This is a genomic window from Synechococcus sp. MW101C3 (genome assembly GCF_002252635.1).
Taxonomy (GTDB): domain Bacteria; phylum Cyanobacteriota; class Cyanobacteriia; order PCC-6307; family Cyanobiaceae; genus MW101C3.
The window spans coordinates 231,955-251,706 of the sequence record NZ_NQKX01000003.1; the positions used below are offsets into that span (position 1 = coordinate 231,955).

The window sequence follows — 19,752 nt, forward strand, 5'->3', positions numbered from 1 at the left end:
GTTGAAGGTGTACCGAAGATTGCCTGCCATGCGCCGTGATACCCAGCTCTGGCTTGCAGGAAGCATCGTGGTGGCGATCGCGGTGGCCTCCGTCGTGGTGATCAACCAACGCGCCCAGATCTCCGACCAACGCGAGAGCCTTGACCAGCAGAGTCAGCTGGCTGCTGAGCTGAAGGAACGCAGCGACGAGGCCGCCCGCCTGCGTCAGCAGGAAACGAACTTTGCCTTGCAACTCAAGGCGCTGGATGCGGAGCAGGCCAGGAACGCCGCCTCGGCGGCAGCCGATCAGGCCAGCCAGGCCGCGTCGGAGCAACGGGCACAGGAACGCCAGCGGCTGGAGGCCCAGATCCAGGACCTCAAAGTGCAACGGGAGCGGCTGGCGCGCCAGACCACCTGCACCCAGATCCAGACGGGCCTGCGCTCAGCCGAACGGAACGGGGATGAAAGCCAGACCAAGACCCTGCAGGAGCGCTGGAACGCCACCTGCACCAGTGGCTGAACTCGTCGGACCTAAGTTCCCTTCACCGCCTCCACGACGGCCATGACCCGCTTCCAGCAGTCCCTGCAGGCCCTGGGGCAGGCCCGTCAGCTGATCGCGGTGGGGCGCAGTCAGGGGGATCTCGCCAGGATCGCCGACCTGGTGGACAGCTTCCTGGACACGCCCCAGATGGACGCCTGCATCGCCCGCTTCCGGGCCCTGCCGGGTGGGGCAGAGCTGATGGACAGCCGCTATCCCCCCCTCCAACCCGACCTGGATCGGCTCTCGGCCCTACCGCCGGGGAGCCTCGGCCACGCCTACGCCGCCCTGATCCAGCGCCTCAATTACGACCCCTCCTTCTTCCGCCCACGCCCGATCGACACCGAAGGCCGCTGGCTCACCCAGCGGATCGCCACCACCCACGACCTGCACCATGTGGTGAGTGGCTTCGGCACCTCACCGGCGGGCGAGAACGGGGTGCTGGCGATCACCGCCACCCAGATCGGCTTCCCCGCCTACGTGAGCCTCACCCATGCTGCCCAGATCGCCGGCTTCCGCTTCGGGCTCGACGACTACGCCAACCTGAGCCGAGCCATCAGCCACGGCGTCACCATCGGCTTCACCGCCTCTGCCTTCGCCACCGCCCGCTGGGAGGAGGGCTGGGAGCTGCCGGTGGCGGCCTGGCGGGAGCGGCTGGGGGTCACCCTGCCAGCGGACGGTGAGCCCTACGGGCTGACCCCGCCCTGACGCTGGGATGGTGAACGCACCTCTGCCCTTCGAGATTCAGGCCTTCTGGGCGGGCCTGGCAGCCGTCGCCGCCGGGGCGATCAATGCCCTGGCCGGCGGCGGCTCACTGCTGAGCTTTCCCGCCCTCACCGCCATCGGCCTGCCGGCGGTGATGGCCAACGTGACCAACACCGTGGCCCTGGTGCCGGGCTACCTGGGGGCGACCAGGGCCCAGCGCCGCGAACTCAAGGGCCAGCGCCAGCGCCTGCTCTTGCTGCTGCCGGCCGCCGCCCTCGGTGGCCTGCTGGGCGGCTGGCTGCTGCTGAAAACCGGCGAGCGCTTGTTCACCCAGCTGGTGCCGTTCCTGATCCTGTTCGCCTCGGCGTTGCTGGCGGTGCAGGAGCCCGTGCGCCGCTGGCTGCAGCGCCGCTCCGAGCGACACGGCCGCAAGCCCTCGGAGCGATGGGCGGTGGGGCCGGTGTTCCTGGCGGCCGTCTACGGCGGCTTCTTCGGCGGCGGGCTGAGCGTGATCGTGCTGGCGGTGCTGGCCCTCAGCCTCGATGACACCCTCACCCGCCTCAACGGCCTCAAGCAGGCCGTGTCGTTCGCCGCCAACCTCACCGCCGCCGCCTTCTTCCTGTTCTCCGGTCAGGTGGCCTGGGGCCTGGCGGCGGTGATGGCGGTGGGTGCCATCGTCGGCGGTGCCCTGGGCGGCAAGGTGGCGGGCCGCGTCCCGCCGGCCACCCTGCGGGCCATCGTCGTGGTGGTCGGAGTGGCGGTGGCGGTGGTGTATTTCGTCAGAACGTGAGGGTGGCGGCGAGCTGCCGTGCGCCCTGATGCCCAGACTGGCCGTTCCTGGGCCAGTCAGCGTGGGGCACTCCACAACTAGCCGCACCGCTGCCTTCTCTGCTGCCTTCGCTGCTGCCCTTGGCAAAGCCCTGGCCATGCTGGTGCTGCTGCTGGCCCTGGCCCAGCCGGGCCTGGCGGTGGACACGCCCAGCCCCGCCGCGCCGGCGGACAGCCAGCCGGTGGCGGGCAGCTTTCGTCTCTCCCAGGTGCGCATCCTCGGCGTGCCGGTGATCAACGTGGCGTCGTTGCGGGTGGCAGGCCCTGATCAGGCCGGCCCCGACGCCGCCGAGCGGGCGAAGGTGGTCGAAGGCAACCTCGACCTGCTCTATCGGCCTGCCCAGCCCTGCACGCCGGGGGAGCGGATCGGCGAGCTGCTGCTGGAGCGCGGCGGTGTGAACGCCCTCGAAGCCGTGTGCGACCCGGATCACCTGGGGCTGCAGGGCGCCCCGCAGGCCTTGCGCGTGGTGGTGCAACGGCAGGCCGGGGGGCTGAACCAGCTGGCCGCCGTGGTGCCAGGCCGCGCCACGCCGTTCCCGCTGCTCACCGTCACCGCTGCCGACGCCCAGCTCAACGGCACCAGCGAGGCGGTGCTGGCGGAGCGCTGGCGCAGCCGGCTGGAGCGGCGGCTGCGCCGTGCCCGCCAGATCTACGGGAAGCAGCAGATCTCCGAGCGGATGAGCATGGCGGCGTGGGTGGTCGCCGGCCTCACGGTGGTGCTGGTGCTGGCCGTGTGGCTGTGGCGGCGCCTGCAACGCCAGTTGCCGCGGCTGCAGCGCCATCGCGTCGAGCACGCCAGCCGGCTCGCCGCTGCCCGCTTCCATCTGGCCCAGAGCCTCAGCCGGCTGCTGCTGGCGGCGGTGCTGGTGCTGGGCGTAGCGATCGGCGCCGTGCTGCTGCTGGCCTCCCCCGGCCAGGTGGCGCCAGCGATCGATGTGCTGTTTCAGCCGCTGGTGGTGCTGTTCAAAGCCCTGGCGATGCTGCTGGCGGCTGCCCTGCTGCGGGCGCTGGTGGGGTTGCTGCTGAGCCAGTGGGCCAGCAACGTGTTCGTGCCGGCGGCCTTCCAGGCGCGCCGTGAGCAGCGCTACCGCAGCCTGTTGCGCGTGCTCAGGCGCCTGGTGGATCTGGCCTGCGTGCTGGTGTTCAGCGCCTGGACGGTGATGGGCATTCCCGTGCTGCGCGATCTCTCCAGCAATGCCCTGCTGGCCAGTGGCGCCGTGCTCGGTGCCCTCGCCCTGGTGTTCCAGGGCTTGCTGCGCGATTTCGTGGCTGGTCTGGTGCTGCTCTTCGACGACCGCTACGCCATCGGCGACACCGTGGAGATCGGCGGGCGCCTGGGCGAGGTGATCGATGTGGGGGTGCTGAGCACCGAGCTGCGCTGCCGCGACCAGCGGGTGGTGGTGGTGCCGAACAGCGGCTGTGAGCAGAGCGTGAACCACACCAAGCTGCGCTCAGGCGCCGAGCTGTCGCTGCTGCTGCCCCATGGCACCGATCTGGCCGTGGCCCTGCCCGCCATCAGCGCCGAGCTGGCCGCCTTCGCGGCCGATCCCGCCTGGAGCGCCACGCTGCTGAAGCCCCCCCAGCTGCTGGGCGTCGATGCCATGACCGCCGATGGCCTGCAGGTCACCGCCCTGCTGATCACCGAAGCGGGCCGGCAGGGGGAGGCCCGCCGCGCCCTGCTCTCACGCCTGGTGCAGCGGCTCGAAGGCGGCGCACAAGCAGAGCCAGGCTGAGGGCGAGTGCGGCAACCAGCTGGAGCAGGGGCACGCCGATCGTGACCACAGCCTGCGCCAGTCCAGGTTCAGGCGTCGAAATGGAGTGGGGCGCGCTCAAGGCCAGCAGAGCGACACCGCCAACGCCAAGCACCACGCTGGCGATCAGCAGCATCCATGCCTCACCGTTGCGTCGCCGCACACAGGCCGCCAACACCGCCAACAGCAGATACGGAGCAACCAGCAGGGCCAGAACCGGCAGATCCATGCTCCACACGCCGCCGCTGCGTGCAGCGTGGAGAACCACGGTGGCAGCACCAGCGCAGGCGCAGACCAGAAGGGTGGCGCGCGGCGGTGGCGTGGTGTTGATGCCGTTCAAGGTTGAACGGGCGCTGGCTGCCGCGTCGCGGGCCGAGCCTGCAACTGGCGCAGCCGTTGGCTCTGGCTGGCCTTCACACAGGCCCGCAGCTGCTCCCCTGCGCGCCAGCACTGGTCCATGGCGACCACCCATTGCTCCTGCTCGCGCAGCAGAGCCGCACGCCCGCTTGCCTGAAGCGCAGGATCCGCAAGCGCAGCACGGAACGCCTGACGAAGCTGCCGGTCGAGGGCCGTGAGTTCTGCATCCCGGCAGATCAGCACCGTGGCGGCGCTGCCCGCCACCTGGCAGCGAATCGTCTCGCCATCAAAGGAATCCGGCGGTGGCGGAATCGCCAGCGCAGCAGACGTGCCGAGGACCGCCATCAGCAGCAACAGCCCCCGCGGGAATCGCCACCGTCCCCAGGCCCAGACAGCCGGTGTCAGCAGTAGCCGGAACAGATGCGGCGACACAGGATTCAGCAGGGGGCGTGGCAACTGTGGCAGGAGAGGCTGCTGGAGAGGCTGCAGCCGAGGGTGATGCTGTGGATGGGGCAAACAGCACCAGGGGACACCACCAGGGACTTCACACGGAGAATCCCATGGGTGCATCGGCTGGGAGACACAGCTGCGAGCCGCCTGGGACCCGGCGAGCCAACGGTGCTGGGGTGTTCACATTGCAGGGGGCGGGGAGGCCTCACGGAAAAGGATCGCCGCAAGAAAAAGAGTGGTCGCAAGCCTTCACAAGGTGCATCCGGATGGCGCTGAAAACAGACGATCTCTTGATTCATGTGGATTCAGACGCATCACCAAGGCAACAATGATGGCCAAGGGCACAACAAGATTCAGCGATGCCTCCAATGAAGCAATGGCCAAGCAACAGCCGGAAGCCGCCGCAGAGATACAAACCAAAGATCACGTGCTAAAATTAACGTGTGCTAGCCACAAGCGATTCGCCGAGCAGAACGCAACTCTCTGAAACGAATTGTTGTGAATTGCTGCATTTTGAAGCACCCTTCAGCATGAATACCCTCAAGCAGATCGTCACCGCAGCGGCCGCAGCGGCCTCTTTTGGCATGGCCCTGCCGCTCGCCTCCCATGCCATTGATCCGGCCTACGCCAAGCAACTGGAGAAATCCGGGTGCACCCAGGCCACGGAGCTGAAAGGCTGCGACATCAACAAGAGCAGGGAAAAGAATACAAAAGCTGGCTTTGGTGCCGCCAGCAGCGTGGTGTCTCCCTATGCGGGCCAGTGGGTCGCGAGAAACATTGACGGTCGTACCGTTTCCAAGATCCGTATCGACGGCAAGAACAAGGTCATGGTGAACGGCATCGCTGTGAAGAGCAAGCTCAGCGATGGCGCCTTGGTCTTCACGTCAGGCATGATCACCTACACGATTCAAGGTGATCCCCGCCTCCAGCATGAGAGCAGCTGGTTCAATTCCGACGCTCGCACCACCGGCCCGATTCGCCGTCAATAGACGAAGGATTCATGCCTCGCAGTTGGAGCGCCTATCCATGCGCCAGCGCCGAAGCCAATCAGAGACCCTGTTCACGGTAAAAGCGGCGGATCGCATCCTCCGCTACTTCAACCTGCGCGGCATCGCAGGTTGAGGTCTTGCTGAAACGCTTGCCGGCCTTGTTGAAGTTGACGCGGCAACCACCCTCAAACTTCACCTGATGAATGCCAAGCAACAGGGGAACGATCTCAGGGGGATTGCCCGTGGATGACCCGCCACCGGAACTGGAAGCACCGCCTGCCGCACCTTTCGTGTAGGGGGCCGTATCCCAGAAGACAAAGATGGATTGCTTCTCCAACCGGTACACCTGGCCGCGCTTGCCATCGAGGATCTCACGCTTGGCAGGTTCGCCACGCTCATCAAAGTACGCATTGGGCATGCTCTCATTGGGCTTGAGCTCAATGGTTTGGCCGCCCTTGAGCCGAATAGAAACGAAGCCTTGCCGTTGGGAGAATGTGCACAGCCCAGAAGAGGTGGCCTTATCTTCTCCTGCAGGGAAAACGTCGCAGCGGGAATCAACAGTATCTGCCAGTGCTGGCGACGTGACCGCTAGAGCAGCAACACTCAGCAGGGATGCAGCAAAGCCATGAAGCGCTTTCACCTGCATAGCAATCACATCTGCAATGACTGTTTCACCATACCCGACTTATGCCTCAGAAAGACAAGCCGAAGACTGAGAAAACCTGAAGATTCAGCAGGCCACTGGCCACAACAGACGGCCCAGAGCCAACTCTTCGGCAGTGATCAGACAGCCGATGGGTAACCAACAGGGCATCATCGACGGGCTCTGGCAGCCATTGTGCGAGGCCCCAATCGCGCACCATACGCACAAACAATCGCGCGCACCACGCCCAGCCGAACGCCGGCCCCTACGGACAGCGCACCATCCCGTGGCCAGCCTGGCGCCAGCTCTTGAAGCAGCTGTTCTCGGCCTCGAGCACCAGCGGGCGGAACAGATCGTTGCGCTGCCCGTCGATCAGTTGCTGCTGGTTGATCCAGGTGCCGGGGTAGGGCACCACCGTGCGGTGTCGCACGGCATCGGCGCCGGCTGCGGCCGTGAGGGTGGGCGTAGACACCACCGGCTCCGGCCCAAAGATGCCGGCGGCCGTGGAGGTGCCGACGCGGCGGCCACCGCTGACCACCCACAGCTGGCCCAGCTTGGCGGCCAGGTAGGGATGCAGATCGGCGCGACCGGTGGGGGGATCACTGACCGCGTACAGCAGGGGGTCGATCTCCACCTTGAGGGCGGCAGGGGCACCGGCCGGGGCGGCCAGCAGGTCGGCGCGCAGGCTCTGGTAGAGCCCGGTCACCTCCGTGACCGCCAGATCGCCCACCGTGGCCAGGCCCACCCGGCCCAGCGGCGTGGCCACCACCACCGGAGCGTCACCGGCGCTGGCCCAGGCCCGCTCGGAAGCCGTGAGGTGGGTAGCGCGGTAGCGGCCCAGGATCGTGCCGGCCGGGCCAGCCAGGGCCACGGTGTGAAACACCTGGCCGCCCTCACGCCCGGGGTAGCTGTCCACCAGATAACCGCTGCCGGCCTGAGCCCGCTGCACCAACAATTGCTCGAAGGCGCCGCCACGGCGCTCGGCCCGGCGCCGCAGCTCGGTGGCATCCAGGCCGCTGGGCAGGGCCGAGAGCTCCGGCAGCACCAGCAGCTCGTTGGGCTGGGGCTGGCTGCTGCTCAGCAGTGAAGGGCCGCTGCTCCACTGGGCGGCGGCCAGTTGCACCGGACGGCGGCTGGCGGTGGCGGTGACATCGACCGGCGCCCGGCGCAGCGCCAGCAGGGGGTTGTAGAGCGAGGGGTGGCGTGCGGCCAGGCGCTGATCGCGCACGGCATCGGCGTCTGCCGGGGTGATCGTGGCCGAAAAAATGCCGTTCAGGCCAGGCGGCAACACCTTGGGCGGCACCACCGGCGCTTGCACCAGCTTGCGTCCGCTGGGTGACCAGATGCTGGAGCCGCCGTTGTAATAGAGCTGGCTGCCGGTGATCGGATTGCGCTCGATGCCGCTGCGCGTGGCCCCCACCACCCACACGCCATTCAGTGCACTCATGTGCTGCACGCTGGCCACCGTGGAATGGTTCGAGCGCGCCTGGGCGGCCGGTGTGCCGGGCATCACCCGATCGGAAACGGAATGCCAGCCGATGATCTGCGCGCCCCGCAACGCCGCCAGCCTGTCGTACTGCCAGTAGGTGTCGTCGTAGCAGATGATCAGGGCGATGCGGCCGATCGGCGTGTCAAAAACACCCACATCGGTATCCCCGGGGCCGAACAACTGCACGTCCTGGCCGTTCAGGCCATTCTTGCGGTACTTGCCGATGATGCCCTCCGGCCCCATCAACACAGCGGTGTTGTAGAAGAGCCCGGTAGTGCTGTCTTTCTCGGCAATGCCCACACTCACATAGAGGCCCGTGCGATTGAGCACCGGCAGCAACGCCGCGGTGGCCTGCCCGGGAATGGTGTCCACAAAGGGAGCCAACTGGGCGGGGCCAGTGAAGTCGTAGCCACTGATCGCCGTTTCGGGAAACACGGCGTAGTTCACACCTTCAGCAGCCACCCGCTCAGTGCCTGAACCAGTCGGCGGATGTTGCCGTCGCGATCCCCCCAGGCGGGGATGAAATCCACCGCCGCCACCTTGATCGGCCGGCTGCCCACCTGAGCGCTGGCCGGAACCACCACACTGCCCAGCAGGCCGGTGATCATCAGGCCGAGCGAAGCAACGGCCAGGTGCTGCAGGGGAACTGGCGTCATGGTCAGACACCAATGGAGGCCACGCCGAGACAGGCGCAGTGGCTCAATCATGAAAGGGCGGTGCACGCCTGAGCGTGGATGCTGTTGATTGTCAACGCAGCGCCTGAAGCACCTGGGGAGTTCACGTGGTGAGTGACAGCGCTGCGGCGTTCCAACAGCCCAGTGCCGGCTCACCGGCATACCGGGAGAGGATCGAAAGCGTGGCAGTGTCGAGCAGAAAATGGCTGCCATGGCTCGGTGGCAGCCCGATCCAGCGCGCCGCCAGCACCCGCAACAGATGGCCATGGGCGAACACAGCCACCTTGCCGCCATGCGCACGCACCCGCTCAATCACCCGATCAGCGCGCGCGCCGATCTGCGCCGGACTCTCGCCCTCGGGACAACCATCCCGGAACACCATCCAGCCGGGGGCCATGCACTGAATCTCAGCGGAGGTGATCCCCTCATAGTCGCCGTAATTCCATTCGCGCAGATCAGGATCAACTGTGGCGTGCTCCGCCAGGCCCGCCAACTCACAGGTGCGCCGGGCCCGCTGCAGCGGACTCACCAGCACCAGCTCCACACCCAGAACAGCCAGCAGCGGCGCCAAAGCACGAGCTGCCCGCTCGCCATTGGCCGTCAGGGGGATGTCGGTGTTGCCGGTGTGGCGGCCCGACAGGCTCCACTCCGTTTCGCCGTGGCGGATCAGCAGCACCTCACCAGCAGACAGTGATCGTGTTGCCATGGGCGGAAGCTGCGGCCTTGGAAAGTGTTGCCTGAAGCTGGCTCGCAGGCAAGGGTGGCGAGCAGCGGCACTCTCCACATTCGATCAGGTTGCTCAACGGATGTCAGCCACTGCCCAACACAGGAAGCTCACTGCGGAGCGTGAGCACCCCGGACTCCAGCGGGCATTCAGATCAACAGCACCAACGATGGATGGATGGAAAGCACAATCGATGACGGTGCTTTTCAGCTCTTGTTTCCACAACGACGGAGTAGCCGATGACACAACTCCACGGATGGGAAAGAACATGAAATCAGCACACCGGACGCACTGATCCTGTTGTCGCTTTGCTCATCGTCACCGGGATTGTGTAGGAGCCCCTGCAGGGCTGCAGCAGATATGCGGTAAGCCAGTGCGGTGCGAGTGGCGTGGGTATGGTCTGGATGAGCGGACCAATGAAGGATGCAGGCACAGATATGCGAATTGCCCAGATTTCAACCCTCCACGAAAGAGTTCCACCCATTGGTTACGGGGGCACCGAACGGGTGGTGCACTATCTCACCGAAGAGCTGGTGAGGCGTGGCCATGAGGTGGTGCTGTTTGCCAGTGGTGACTCCCTGACCAGCGCTCAACTCTGCCCCTGTGTGCCGAAGGCCTTGCGCCTTGGCGGCCCAATGGGGGATCCCAGCGTGCACAACATGATCCAGCTCGATCATGTGATTGAACAGCTCGACAGCTTTGATGTGCTTCATTTTCACAATGGACACTTTCACTTCCCCATCGGTGATCTGCTGGGTGTTCCCCACTTGAGCACCATTCACGGGCCACTGCATGCACCGGAGCAGAAGATGCTCTACAACCACTTCAATCAGGTGCCGTTGGTATCGATTTCAGAAACCCAGCGCCTGCCCGTGCCTGCTGCCAACTGGCTCGGAACCGTGTACCACGGTCTCCCCAACGACCTCTACCGCTACGAAGCCACACCGGAGCCCTATCTGGTGTTTGTGGGCCGTATTTCACCCGAAAAACGACTGGACCGTGCCATCGCCATCGCCACGGCCGTGGGCATGCCGCTGAAGGTGGCAGCGAAGATCGATCCGGTGGATGAACCCTATTTTCAAGCTCAGATTGAACCGCTGCTGCGGAACAATTCCCTGGTGGAGCTGGTTGGAGAGGTGGATGATGCGGGCAAACAGGATCTGCTGGGAAATGCCTTCGCCTTGCTGTTTCCCATCGATTGGCCTGAGCCCTTCGGCCTTGTGATGATTGAGGCCAATGCCTGCGGCACTCCGGTGATAGCCTGGCGCAATGGATCAACACCTGAAGTGATCCGGGAAGGGGTGAATGGCTTCCTCGTGGATTCTATCGAGGAGGCCATTGCTGCGGTGCATCAGGTGGAGCAGCTGGATCGCTCGAGGGTACGCAGCCACTTCGAGGTGTGCTTCTCGGTGAGCCGCCAGGCGGAAGACTATGAACAGCTCTACCGGCACCTGATCCAAGCCCGGCGCTGCCAGAGTCCCGCTCACCGCCTGTCGGTGCATGCCTGAACCGCTCCCTCCCTTCGTTCTAAAGAACGAGGAAACCTTCGCCGTTCTGGATTCACGCGGCGAGATCTGCCCCGAACTTCAGCATGATGCCGGCATCTTCCACCGCGGCACCCGCCACATCAGCCGGCTGCAGGTCTTGCTGTGGAACCAATCACCGATGGTGCTGAGCTCCACGGAGCTTGGCGCCATGGGCGTGATGGTGAGCCATCTCGCCAACAACGATGGCGGCAGCACCGGTTCAGCTGCGATGAGCATCCACCTGGAACGCAGCACCGTGCTCACAGCCACGGCCTGCCTGCAACAATTCAGCTTCACCAGCTATGAAGGCCGGCCGGTGAAGATGCCGCTCACCCTGCGGCTGGATGCAGACTTCCGCGACATCTTTGAGGTGCGGGGCTATCACCGGCCGCAGCGCGGCCGCACAGTGCGCCGCGGCAGCCACGGTGCTCTGGAGCTCGTCTACAGGGGCCTTGATGGGGAGGATCGGGTCACGGTGCTGCGCATGAGCGAGCCGATTGAGAACGTCAATGCCGAAGACATCGGACTGGTGCTGACACTGGAGCCCAGGCAGAGCTTCCGGCTGTTCCTGGTGCTGGACTTCCATCCCACTGCTGAAGCAATGGGTGCAGAAGATCATTACAACGCCGCGATGTCCGCCACGATTCAGCGTTTCCGCGAGGCCCGCCGCAGCGCCGCCTCTGTAGTCAGCGACAATCCGGCCTTCAACAGTTGGTTACTGCGCTCGTTCTCAGATGTGCACCTGTTGGCCAGCCAGGTGGAAGACGGCCTCTACCCCTATGCCGGCGTGCCCTGGTTCAGCTGTCCGTTCGGTCGAGATGGCCTGATCACAGCGCGCCAGATGCTGATGGTGGAGCCGCGTCTGGCGCGGGGTGTGCTGGGCTTTCTGGCACGGCGGCAGGCCCTGGTGGTGGATCCCGCCCACGACGAGGAACCCGGCAAGATCCTGCACGAATCGCGGCTGGGTGAAATGGCGGCGCTGGGTGAAGTGCCATTCTCCAGTTATTACGGTGCCGTGGATTCCACACCGTTGTTTCTGATGTTAGCGGGGGATTACCTCTGCCGCAGTGGTGATCGCGATTTCATCGCTGGCCTGTTACCTGAACTGGAAGCGGCCATGGCCTGGATCCACAGGGCCGAAGCCAGCAGCAGCGACGGCTTCCTGCGCTACCTGCGCGCCGCCGCCGGCGGGTTGAGCAATCAGGGCTGGAAAGATTCAAACGATTCCATTCACCACGCCGATGGCCACCTGGCGGAGGGGTCCATTGCTCTCTGCGAGGTGCAGGCCTATGCCTATGGGGCTCGCCGCGCATTGGCCAGGATCTATCAATGCCTGGGCCGCGGCGGTGAAGCGGAAGTGCTGAGGGATGAAGCCGCTGCCTTGCGCCAACGCTTTCATACCGCTTTCTGGACGCCAGCGATTGATTCCTACGCCCTCGCTCTCGACGGCGAGAGCAGGCCTTGCATGGTGCGTGCCTCCAATGCCGGCCACTGCCTATGGACGGGCATCGCCACTCCGGAAGCAGCCGCGGCGGTGGCGAGGCACTTGATGGCCCCCACCAGCTTCAACGGCTGGGGAGTGCGCACCTTGGATGAACGGGAGAGGCGCTACAACCCGATGAGTTATCACAACGGGTCCGTATGGCCCCATGACAACGCCCTGATCGGCATGGGTCTGGCGCACTATGGGCACCGCTCCGAAGCACTGCGCATCCTCACCGGCCTGTTTGAAACCGCCAGTGCCGTGCCGATGTTCCGCCTGCCGGAACTGTTCTGCGGATTTCAGCGCCGTGAAGAGGAAGGGCCCACCCTCTACCCAGTGGCGTGCAGCCCCCAGGCCTGGGCCAGCGCCAGTGTGTTCGGCCTGCTGGAGGCGGTCACCGGCATGTCGATCGAGCGTGAAGACGGCAGCAACAGGGTGCAGGTGCGCTTGCGCAACCCCTGCCTGCCGAAGGGGCTGAATCTACTGGACATCAACGGATTGCGGCTCGGGGAAGAAGAGATCAATCTGCAGTTCCACCGCAGCGAGCATGATGTGGGGGTGCTGGTGCGCAGCCGCACACCAGGCGTTGATGTGGTGATCATGAAGTGATGGGAAATGCCCGCTTGCGATGGGCATGGACATAGCTGCAGAGATGCACTGCACTCGTCCTCAATAGAGCGGCCCATCAAGGACGCCTTCAACACCAGCCGAGGCGGCATCTTCCACACCCTGAGCTGGTGTGGCGTAGGAGCCTTGGCATAATGCGCTGATGGCAAGGCAGCACATCTTCAGCAGAAACTCAACCATCAGGGGTTCGGTGGCGGGGCTGGGAACAGCCCTCCTGCTGGCGGTCGGGTCAGTCTTGCCGGCAGGTGCCGTGGAGCCGGTGCTGCGGGTCGGGGTCGTGGATGGCGCACCACCGTGCAGCTACCGCGATGCAGGCGCCTGGCGGGGTCTGGCCATCGATCTGTGGAACCGAATCGCCACCCGTGAACAATTGCCCTACGTGGTGTCGGAGTGGCCGTCCGTGCGGGAGATGTTGGAAGCCACCCGTCGGGGAAGCCTGGATGTGGCGGTGGGCTGCATCAACGTGTCGCCGGATCGCCTGGAAAGGTATCGCTTCAGTCTGCCGTTCCAGGAAGATGGTCTGGCAGTGATGGTGGTGCAGAGCCGGCTGGATCTTGGGCGCTCCTTCCTGACGGCCTTGCTGACACCCACACTGCTGCAATTGCTGGGCGGTTATCTGCTCGCGATCGGTGTGCTGTCACTCCTGACCTGGCGCGTTGAGCACTACGGCCAGCAAGCTCAGACGCTCAGCGACGGACACCTGCGCAGCTTCAGCAAGGTGTTCCAGATTCTTGCCACCGGGCCGGGGAGTAACACCCTGGTGAGCACGACCAGGGGCCATGGTGTCGTGCTGATGGCCTACATGGTGCGCATTGTGTCGGCGTCGTTGCTGGTGGGTTATCTCACGGTGAATGTGGCACAGGAGGTACAGGGAAGCGCCGGTGGGAGCATCCGCTCGGAAGAAGATCTGCGTGGGCTGCGGGTGGGAGTGCGGCAGGGCACTGTCAGCGAAAGCCTATTGAAAGAGCTGAATACAGGCGGCACCGCAGCCATGATTTCAATCGTGCCACTGACCAACATTCGAGCCGGCCTGGATCTACTCGTGACCCGGCGCATTGATGCCCTGCTTGGCGACAATCTGCAGCTGAGCTACTTGCTGGTTCATTCGAAGGCGAAAGGCATTGTGCCGAGCTTGGCCCTGCAGGGGATCCGCCCGGAATCTCAGGCCTTCGCCTTTGCGCCAGGCCTGCCGGAGGCCACGGCAGAGCGCATCGATCAATCCATCAGCGAATTGAAACGCAGCGGGCTGGTGAGCAACATGCGCCAGCAAGCCACTGAGCCTGGCTCAACGCAGGGGCGATAATCTGGCGCCGGCGGGCTATGTGTCGCGGATGCGAACTGTGCCCTTGCCTTGTAGACAAATCAACTGGTTAGGCACAACAGGGGACTGCCGCTTGTAAGTGATCAAGACCTGCCAGCTGAAGGCAAAGCCGTCAATCAGCTTCGACGCACTCTCCAGTGGCTGACACTCCAAGGCCTCGATTGGGGCCTGGCTCCAACCCCCTGGCAAGCCGGTAACGTCTGGCAGGGGCTCGCCAGCAAGATCGATCGTTCCAGAGTTCACCTTGCTTGCCACGTGCCTCATCCCGTGTTGCACGAACGATCCCGTATTCGTGCATGCCATGTGGATCTCACCTATCCGTTCGTGCTGAGCTGGAGCCTGCTTGAGGTACTGACTTGTGGATGTCTTTGATGGAAAAGGCTTGGCTCATACCATCGCCAATGTTCTTGCAGGCGCGCCATATTATTTCTACATTTGACCCCCATTCCATGGCCCTTCAGTGTCCGAATTGCCGAAGTCGATCCGTTCGATTGGACAGAAGCCTTGCCGGGCGCTCTGTTTGCGCTGTCTGTGGTGTGCCGATGCGTCAAGAGCAACAAAGGCAAAACCGGCAACGGTCCCAGTCCATCCAGGCCTTGTCTGTGAAATGGAGGTGGAACGCTTCGCCGCAAACTCTCATGGCCTGGTTAGGCGTGGCTGCATTGCTTGGATCCTATGCCTATCTGGCTTCAAACCCACGAGCACTTCACCAATGGCTCGCTCCCTACAGCCCATCCACGAGGAATTCCTGGTGGCTTCAGACACCAGCAGATGTGGAGGTGCTGATCGGCAAAGCACAAGCCGGCGATCAGGAGATGGTTGCTCCGACTGTTCACGCCAATATCCGCGAGCTGATTGCTCGCCTTCAAGCCAAAGGAGTTCGCGTGCTGATCAGCGGCAATGTGACGGATGGTGCTGCCGGAGTCTGGGACCCAGGAGTGGCAGAAGTCAGAATCAAGCCTTCAGCAGTTGCACTGGGAAGCAACAGTCTGGTTGAGATCCTTGCCCACGAATCCGCCCATGTTGCGCAGTCCTGCAGAGCTGGTGGTCTTGGCAGAAATAGTGAACCCATGGGAATCCAGGTGTTTCCAGCAGAGAGGTTTAAAGACCAACTGAATTCACCTCTATACCGAGGCCATGTGCCCACAAAGGTCATTGAGCTTGAGGCCTTCACGGTGGGCACCAATCCGCCATGGGCCATCAAATTGCTGGATCATTACTGCAAGGGGTAATGCAAAGAACTCCTTTGAAGTGATTGACCAGCAAGACGCTCCACCCCCGCCCGCCCCCTAAGCGGCAGCAATCGCCGACAGCGGCGAATGCACGACTGGAAACGATCAGCACGTAACGGGCGACCTGATTGCAACGGATGGGCAAATGGTTAGTTCCAATCCAGCGTGGCGCGGGCTTCGATGGGCAACCTCCACAGTCCATTGCCATGGTCATAGCAATGGATTGTTTTCCCAGGCCGATGTCACCTTGTTGCCAGCATGGATCCGTTCTGGCCAACGCTGCGAGGCTGGAGATTGCAGCACCACCGCCATGATCCCTCCCCAGAAGCAGATGACCGGCATGCTCGGCCACCCGGTGGCGGAGAACCCGATTGATCTGATGTTTGACGCGGTGTATGCCCACTACGGCTTGAACTGGCAGTTCTGGAAGAACGACATCGCCAACGAATTGGATCTGGCCCTGGCGGTGAAGGCGCTGGTGCCCCTCGGTTACCGCGGCGTGGGCATCACCGTGCCCTACAAGGTGGCGGTGATGCCGTTGCTTGATGCTGTCGATGCCGATGTGCAGGCCATCGGCGCCGCCAACTACCTCACGATCGAAGAGGGCCGCCTGATCGGCCACAACAACGACGGTAAGGGAGTAGTGAAGGCGATCGAAAAGGTGGCGCCCCTGGCGGGGCAACGGGTGGTGATGCTGGGAGCCGGTGGTGCCGGTCGGGCGATGGCGGTGGAACTGGCCTGGGCTGGCGCCTCCCATCTCACCCTGGTCACGCGGCGGCAGGAGCAGGGTGAAGAGGTGGCCCACACCGTCACCCGCGCCTCCGGGGTGCCGGCGGTATGGCAGCCCTGGCAGGGAGAGGTGGCCGTGCCGGCGGGCACCACCCTGTTGATGAATGCCACCCACCTGGGTTGTGCGCCCGAGCTGGAGCCGGTTCCTGTGCAATGGGACACGGTCGATCCCGGCTGCGTGGTGGTGGATGTGATCACCAACCCCCGCATCACACCGTTCCTGGCCACAGCGCGTGGGCGGGGCTGCCCGGTGGTGGATGGCGTGGAGATGCTGGTGCAGCTCGCTATGCAGATCTTCGAGCGCTGGACCGGCCTGCCCCCGGAAGAGGAGGTATTCCAGCGAGCGGTGGCTGCTGCGCTGGGTGAGTAAGGAAGAATCCAAAAGGAAGGAGAAGAGATTCAAGCGACGCCCGAACGCAGCATCCAGTTCGCCTCACTCCGGCACCACAAACCCCTCAAGCCGGGTGCACAGGCCTGGACCTTCGCCGCGCGCCACCGTGGGGTCGTCGTAGGCCACCCAGGCGAGCAGATGGCCGTCGCGGCGTTGCACGTCGAGGCCTTCCGGCTTGTCGCTGCCCTGATCCGGCCGACCTGGGCGGCCATCACGGATCCACAGCAGCGGCTCCGGCTGCTCCACCGTCAGGCCAGGGGTCGGGGCGGAGTCGTTGGGGCGGAGGGCGTTGCGCCAGCGGTAGATGTAACAAGGGCCCGCCAGGGTCATGGTCGGGCCGGCCAGCACCAGCACGTCGTCACTGCCGGGCACCACGGCCAGATCCCGCACCGCCAGGCCGCTGAGCTGAAGATGGCGGCAGCGCCAGCGCTCAAGGCTGAGGGTGGGGCCGTCGCCATCGAGCCCACCCAGCCGCAGGTCAACCACCAGGGCGATGCCCCGCAACACCGGACCGCGCAACCCGACCAACACCCGATCGCCGCGGGCGGCGATGCCTTCGATGTCGAGGCCGTTGTCCTTGCTGGGAATCATCAGAAACGGGGCGAGCCGCGGATCAGTCGCCAGAGCCGACGTGAGGGCATCGCGCGGAGCGGCCGGATCGAACGCCAAACGCTGACCTGTCACAGGCCGGCCCTCGCTATCCAGCCGCAGGCAGCCGAGCACATGGGCGTTGCGGCTCTGCTTGTCATGCAGGCCCAGCGGTTCACCCTTGTCGTCGTCGTGCTTCCGGCGCCGCAGGCTGTGGGAACCCACCAGCCAGAGCCGATCCGCATCGAGCGACAGTCCCTCGATGTCCGATTCGCCGCTGTCTTTACCACCAGCCAGGCCAAAATCCTTGAGCTTCACCTCGCAAAGCTCGCCGTAGCGGTGCTCATCCAGGCGCTTCAGCCGGTAAAGGCTGCGGCCTTCATCTCCGCCCAGCCAGAGGATCCCATTGCAGGAGGCCAGAGCGGAGAGATTCTGCTGCAGATCTTCTGTCTTCTTGTCACCGGAAAGGCCCAGATCAAGCAGGCGCTGCTGGCTCGACTCGGCCAGGGGCAGGTCACTTTCAGAACGATGCATCGGTGGGGATGGAGACAACAGGCATGCCGCAGCTTTGACTCAGAGGGAAGGCGACCAGACGTTCCATGGGTGTGTCAGGCCCATGACGGCAAAAGGGCCACTTCGGTGACCTGGAGCGATCGGAATCGCCAGGGGTTGCGGGGTGCTGAGCCGTGGCAACTGACAACAGTCCTGTCCCGCGGGACCATCCACTCCAACAGGCTGCTTCCACGACGGGAACGGTGCGAAGGTAGCGCAACTGAGGAAGAAAGGACGAAGCGGTGGCAGGTCAAGACCGCCACGAAGCGAGCTCAAGCGATGGGCGATCGATACCAGCGAGGTAACAGCGCCGGATCTCCACACTGTCAGCCCCATGGGTGCCAGGGCGGGTCGTTCCCTGTCAGCAAAGGAGGGCAACGATTCGCCGGCCTGGCGCATGCAGAGACAACGCCCCGATCCCATAGGGCTGCTGATCCAAAAGGAAACGCAGCGCATGCCCTGGCTCATTCCTGTGCGTCTCTATAGCTTCTTCCGAGGATCGGCTCAATGCTGAATCGAGCAACGTGATCCTGCAGCAACACCTGCACGCTGTGGTGAAGGCCGCGAAGCGGTGTAACCGCCGCCACGCTGTGCGCAAGCTCTGCTTTGCACCAATCCACGGGTAGCTTGCCCGTCGGTGACGACCCGGATTGTGGTGCGTGATCAGACCCTGCCTCTGGACAGGCACGCTGGGACGTCCTGCCAGCTGGCTGACCATCGGGCGATGGGTATTGCTGATCCCCACGCGATTGGTGTCGCTGATGTCCGATCCCATGGGCGGTGGCGAGCAGCGCCAAGCGGCCAGCGCCAGGATGCATTGCCTCTTCCGTGCAGCTGCTCCCGGTGGCGTTCCCGCTGCAGATCCGCCCGTTTGAAGCACCCGACTGGCCAGCGGTTTGGGAGCTGCTGGAGCCGGTGTTCCGCGCCGGTGACACCTTCCCCCATGACCCGGCCATCACAGAGGCACAGGCCCGCGCGTCCTGGCTGGATCAGACCCAGTCCGTGATGGTGGCCGCAGAGGCGGCTGGGTCGTTGGTGGGCACCTACTACCTGAAGCCCAACGCCCTCTGCCTCGGCGCCCATGTGGCCAATGCCGGCTATGTGGTGGCGCAGCGCTGCCGCCGCCAGGGCGTGGGCACGCACCTCTGCCAGCACTCGCTGCAGACGGCCCGGCGCCTGGGCTACCGGGCCATGCAGTTCAACCTGGTGGTGAGCACGAACCTCGCTGGGATCAGCTGTTGGCAGACCAACGGCTTCCATGTCGTCGGCACCCTGCCCGGGGCCTTTCGCCACAAGCGGCTGGGCGATGTGGACGCCCTGGTGATGTTCCAGACCCTGACGGAGGAAGCACCTCCATGACAGGAAGCCTGAGGCCGGCCTTGAAGAAGCCTGGGGCCCGTCTTGAAAGGGTATGGGTCGCCTGAGATTCGAACTCAGGACCAATCGGTTAAAAGCCGAGTGCTCTACCGCTGAGCTAGCGACCCGCCCAACTGGGCACCAAGGGAACGTATCACAGGGAGAATGAGCGCTGTTGGCGCCCCGTTCCGTGCCCCAAGCCCCCTGGCCTGAGCCCTCCGTGCACCCCGAAGCCTGGGTGGCGCCGGAGGCGGTGGTGATCGGGGATGTGCAACTGGCGGCCGGCGCGAGCGTGTGGCCGATGGCCGTGCTGCGAGCAGATCTTGCCCCGATCCGGGTGGGAGAGAACAGCAACGTGCAGGACGGTGCCGTCCTGCACGGCGATCCGGGCCAGGGGGTCTGGATCGGCGAGGAGGTGACTGTGGGCCACCGGGCGGTGGTGCATGGCGCCACGCTCAAAGACGGCTGCCTGGTAGGCATCGGCGCCGTGGTGCTGAACGGGGTCACGGTGGGGGAGGGAGCCCTGGTGGCCGCCGGGGCGGTGGTCACCAAAGATGTGCCGCCGCGCACCCTGATGGCAGGGGTGCCGGCCCAGGCGCGCCGCACGCTGAGCGACGCCGAAGCTGCCGAACAGCGTCAGCACGCCCGCCGTTACCGCAGCCTCGCCGAGGCCCATGCCGGGCGCGGGCCGATTGCTGAGAAATGGCTCAACCACCCCGATCCGAACGAAGCCGGCGCCTGAGCTCCGTAAGATTCACCC

21 protein-coding genes and 1 tRNA gene are annotated in these 19,752 nt (G+C 64.7%); 13 read left to right on the forward strand and 9 right to left on the reverse strand.

All coding sequences use genetic code 11. The annotated features are described in order from the left end of the window. Positions 1-28: 28 nt before the first annotated feature. The 4 genes from CJZ80_RS05140 (at position 29) to CJZ80_RS05155 (ending at position 3,783) form a co-directional block, all read left to right on the forward strand. Positions 29-499 carry a hypothetical protein gene (locus tag CJZ80_RS05140; protein WP_094510988.1) on the forward strand — a complete coding sequence of 157 codons (471 nt, stop codon included), beginning with the start codon at positions 29-31 and terminating at the stop codon, positions 497-499. 42 nt (positions 500-541) lie between these two features. Beyond that, positions 542-1,225, forward strand: coding sequence for a Coq4 family protein (locus tag CJZ80_RS05145; protein WP_094510989.1), 684 nt, complete (start codon positions 542-544; stop codon positions 1,223-1,225). A gap of 7 nt (positions 1,226-1,232) precedes the next feature. Continuing rightward, on the forward strand, positions 1,233-2,012 hold the full coding sequence (locus tag CJZ80_RS05150; protein WP_094510990.1) for a sulfite exporter TauE/SafE family protein: 780 nt from the start codon (positions 1,233-1,235) through the stop codon (positions 2,010-2,012). 61 nt (positions 2,013-2,073) lie between these two features. Further along, the gene (locus tag CJZ80_RS05155) at positions 2,074-3,783 is read left to right on the forward strand and encodes a mechanosensitive ion channel family protein (protein ID WP_158217435.1); all 1,710 of its coding nucleotides are present in this window, start codon (positions 2,074-2,076) and stop codon (positions 3,781-3,783) included. Here CJZ80_RS05155 and CJZ80_RS14965 read toward each other — a convergent pair. Then, a complete protein-coding gene (locus CJZ80_RS14965; RefSeq protein WP_144036936.1) occupies positions 3,689-4,141 on the reverse strand; it encodes a hypothetical protein in 453 nt (150 codons plus the stop codon). The genes CJZ80_RS05155 and CJZ80_RS14965 overlap by 95 nt on opposite strands. Further along, complete coding sequence (locus tag CJZ80_RS05160; RefSeq protein ID WP_144036937.1) at positions 4,138-4,503, reverse strand: hypothetical protein; 366 nt, start codon at positions 4,501-4,503, stop codon at positions 4,138-4,140. The genes CJZ80_RS14965 and CJZ80_RS05160 overlap by 4 nt, the downstream gene beginning before the upstream one ends. A gap of 340 nt (positions 4,504-4,843) precedes the next feature. On the opposite strand from CJZ80_RS05160, the gene CJZ80_RS14970 reads away from it, so the two are divergent. Together CJZ80_RS14970 and CJZ80_RS05165 are read left to right on the forward strand one after the other, a co-directional pair. Next, a complete protein-coding gene (locus CJZ80_RS14970) occupies positions 4,844-5,095 on the forward strand; it encodes a hypothetical protein (protein ID WP_144036938.1) in 252 nt (83 codons plus the stop codon). A gap of 43 nt (positions 5,096-5,138) precedes the next feature. After that, the gene (locus tag CJZ80_RS05165) at positions 5,139-5,597 is read left to right on the forward strand and encodes a hypothetical protein (RefSeq protein ID WP_094511080.1); all 459 of its coding nucleotides are present in this window, start codon (positions 5,139-5,141) and stop codon (positions 5,595-5,597) included. A gap of 58 nt (positions 5,598-5,655) precedes the next feature. Here CJZ80_RS05165 and CJZ80_RS15430 read toward each other — a convergent pair whose 3' ends face one another. From CJZ80_RS15430 to CJZ80_RS05180, 4 genes are all read right to left on the reverse strand, one after another. Beyond that, entirely contained in the window at positions 5,656-6,243 is a 588-nt protein-coding gene (locus tag CJZ80_RS15430; protein WP_198948239.1) for a hypothetical protein, read from the reverse strand. A gap of 262 nt (positions 6,244-6,505) precedes the next feature. Beyond that, positions 6,506-8,191 carry a nitrilase-related carbon-nitrogen hydrolase gene (locus CJZ80_RS05175; protein WP_198948240.1) on the reverse strand — a complete coding sequence of 562 codons (1,686 nt, stop codon included), beginning with the start codon at positions 8,189-8,191 and terminating at the stop codon, positions 6,506-6,508. Next, complete coding sequence (locus tag CJZ80_RS15435) at positions 8,173-8,385, reverse strand: hypothetical protein (protein WP_198948241.1); 213 nt, start codon at positions 8,383-8,385, stop codon at positions 8,173-8,175. Before CJZ80_RS15435 ends, CJZ80_RS05175 begins: the two co-directional genes overlap by 19 nt. Before the next feature lie 121 nt (positions 8,386-8,506). Beyond that, a complete protein-coding gene (locus tag CJZ80_RS05180; protein ID WP_094510993.1) occupies positions 8,507-9,109 on the reverse strand; it encodes a histidine phosphatase family protein in 603 nt (200 codons plus the stop codon). A 413-nt stretch (positions 9,110-9,522) separates the two neighbouring features. Here CJZ80_RS05180 and CJZ80_RS05185 point away from each other — a divergent pair, with 413 nt between their 5' ends. Continuing rightward, entirely contained in the window at positions 9,523-10,635 is a 1,113-nt protein-coding gene (locus CJZ80_RS05185; RefSeq protein ID WP_233132824.1) for a glycosyltransferase family 4 protein, read from the forward strand. After that, complete coding sequence (locus tag CJZ80_RS05190) at positions 10,628-12,745, forward strand: glycogen debranching N-terminal domain-containing protein (protein ID WP_094510995.1); 2,118 nt, start codon at positions 10,628-10,630, stop codon at positions 12,743-12,745. Before CJZ80_RS05185 ends, CJZ80_RS05190 begins: the two co-directional genes overlap by 8 nt. A gap of 60 nt (positions 12,746-12,805) precedes the next feature. Here the strand turns inward: CJZ80_RS05190 and CJZ80_RS15440 are convergent, their stop codons facing one another. Continuing rightward, the gene (locus CJZ80_RS15440; protein WP_198948251.1) at positions 12,806-12,943 is read right to left on the reverse strand and encodes a hypothetical protein; all 138 of its coding nucleotides are present in this window, start codon (positions 12,941-12,943) and stop codon (positions 12,806-12,808) included. 55 nt (positions 12,944-12,998) lie between these two features. Here CJZ80_RS15440 and CJZ80_RS05195 point away from each other — a divergent pair, with 55 nt between their 5' ends. The 3 genes from CJZ80_RS05195 (at position 12,999) to CJZ80_RS05205 (ending at position 16,475) form a co-directional block, all read left to right on the forward strand. After that, positions 12,999-14,066: an ABC transporter substrate-binding protein gene (locus tag CJZ80_RS05195; protein ID WP_233132825.1), complete on the forward strand. Its 1,068-nt coding sequence runs from the start codon at positions 12,999-13,001 to the stop codon at positions 14,064-14,066. A 797-nt stretch (positions 14,067-14,863) separates the two neighbouring features. Continuing rightward, entirely contained in the window at positions 14,864-15,316 is a 453-nt protein-coding gene (locus CJZ80_RS14975) for a hypothetical protein (RefSeq protein WP_144036939.1), read from the forward strand. Between the two features lie 310 nt (positions 15,317-15,626). Beyond that, the gene (locus tag CJZ80_RS05205) at positions 15,627-16,475 is read left to right on the forward strand and encodes a shikimate dehydrogenase (RefSeq protein WP_233132826.1); all 849 of its coding nucleotides are present in this window, start codon (positions 15,627-15,629) and stop codon (positions 16,473-16,475) included. Between the two features lie 63 nt (positions 16,476-16,538). Here the strand turns inward: CJZ80_RS05205 and CJZ80_RS05210 are convergent, their stop codons facing one another. Continuing rightward, positions 16,539-17,618 (reverse strand): DUF3616 domain-containing protein, encoded by a 1,080-nt coding sequence (locus tag CJZ80_RS05210; protein WP_094510998.1) that lies wholly within the window; start codon positions 17,616-17,618, stop codon positions 16,539-16,541. Between the two features lie 846 nt (positions 17,619-18,464). Here CJZ80_RS05210 and CJZ80_RS05215 point away from each other — a divergent pair. Further along, positions 18,465-18,995 (forward strand): GNAT family N-acetyltransferase, encoded by a 531-nt coding sequence (locus tag CJZ80_RS05215; protein ID WP_233132827.1) that lies wholly within the window; start codon positions 18,465-18,467, stop codon positions 18,993-18,995. Between the two features lie 53 nt (positions 18,996-19,048). On the opposite strand, the gene CJZ80_RS05220 is transcribed toward CJZ80_RS05215, so the two are convergent. Continuing rightward, positions 19,049-19,120: transfer RNA gene (locus CJZ80_RS05220), tRNA-Lys, on the reverse strand. 62 nt (positions 19,121-19,182) lie between these two features. Between CJZ80_RS05220 and CJZ80_RS05225 the strand changes: the two genes are divergently transcribed. Beyond that, positions 19,183-19,734, forward strand: a complete 552-nt coding sequence (locus CJZ80_RS05225) for a gamma carbonic anhydrase family protein (RefSeq protein WP_094511083.1) — start codon at positions 19,183-19,185, stop codon at positions 19,732-19,734. Positions 19,735-19,752 lie beyond the last annotated feature (18 nt).

What these genes read in the sequence shown, in the direction of transcription:
- CJZ80_RS05140 (WP_094510988.1), top strand. Translation starts at nt 29, where the DNA reads ATGCGCCGTGATACCCAGCTCTGGCTTGCAGGAAGCATCGTGGTGGCG.
- CJZ80_RS05145 (WP_094510989.1), top strand. Translation starts at nt 542, where the DNA reads ATGACCCGCTTCCAGCAGTCCCTGCAGGCCCTGGGGCAGGCCCGTCAG.
- CJZ80_RS05150 (WP_094510990.1), top strand. Translation starts at nt 1,233, where the DNA reads ATGGTGAACGCACCTCTGCCCTTCGAGATTCAGGCCTTCTGGGCGGGC.
- CJZ80_RS05160 (WP_144036937.1), bottom strand. Translation starts at nt 4,503, where the DNA reads ATGGCGGTCCTCGGCACGTCTGCTGCGCTGGCGATTCCGCCACCGCCG.
- CJZ80_RS05165 (WP_094511080.1), top strand. Translation starts at nt 5,139, where the DNA reads ATGAATACCCTCAAGCAGATCGTCACCGCAGCGGCCGCAGCGGCCTCT.
- CJZ80_RS15430 (WP_198948239.1), bottom strand. Translation starts at nt 6,243, where the DNA reads ATGCAGGTGAAAGCGCTTCATGGCTTTGCTGCATCCCTGCTGAGTGTT.
- CJZ80_RS15435 (WP_198948241.1), bottom strand. Translation starts at nt 8,385, where the DNA reads ATGACGCCAGTTCCCCTGCAGCACCTGGCCGTTGCTTCGCTCGGCCTG.
- CJZ80_RS05180 (WP_094510993.1), bottom strand. Translation starts at nt 9,109, where the DNA reads ATGGCAACACGATCACTGTCTGCTGGTGAGGTGCTGCTGATCCGCCAC.
- CJZ80_RS05185 (WP_233132824.1), top strand. Translation starts at nt 9,523, where the DNA reads ATGGTCTGGATGAGCGGACCAATGAAGGATGCAGGCACAGATATGCGA.
- CJZ80_RS05190 (WP_094510995.1), top strand. Translation starts at nt 10,628, where the DNA reads ATGCCTGAACCGCTCCCTCCCTTCGTTCTAAAGAACGAGGAAACCTTC.
- CJZ80_RS15440 (WP_198948251.1), bottom strand. Translation starts at nt 12,943, where the DNA reads ATGGTTGAGTTTCTGCTGAAGATGTGCTGCCTTGCCATCAGCGCATTA.
- CJZ80_RS05205 (WP_233132826.1), top strand. Translation starts at nt 15,627, where the DNA reads ATGATCCCTCCCCAGAAGCAGATGACCGGCATGCTCGGCCACCCGGTG.
- CJZ80_RS05210 (WP_094510998.1), bottom strand. Translation starts at nt 17,618, where the DNA reads ATGCATCGTTCTGAAAGTGACCTGCCCCTGGCCGAGTCGAGCCAGCAG.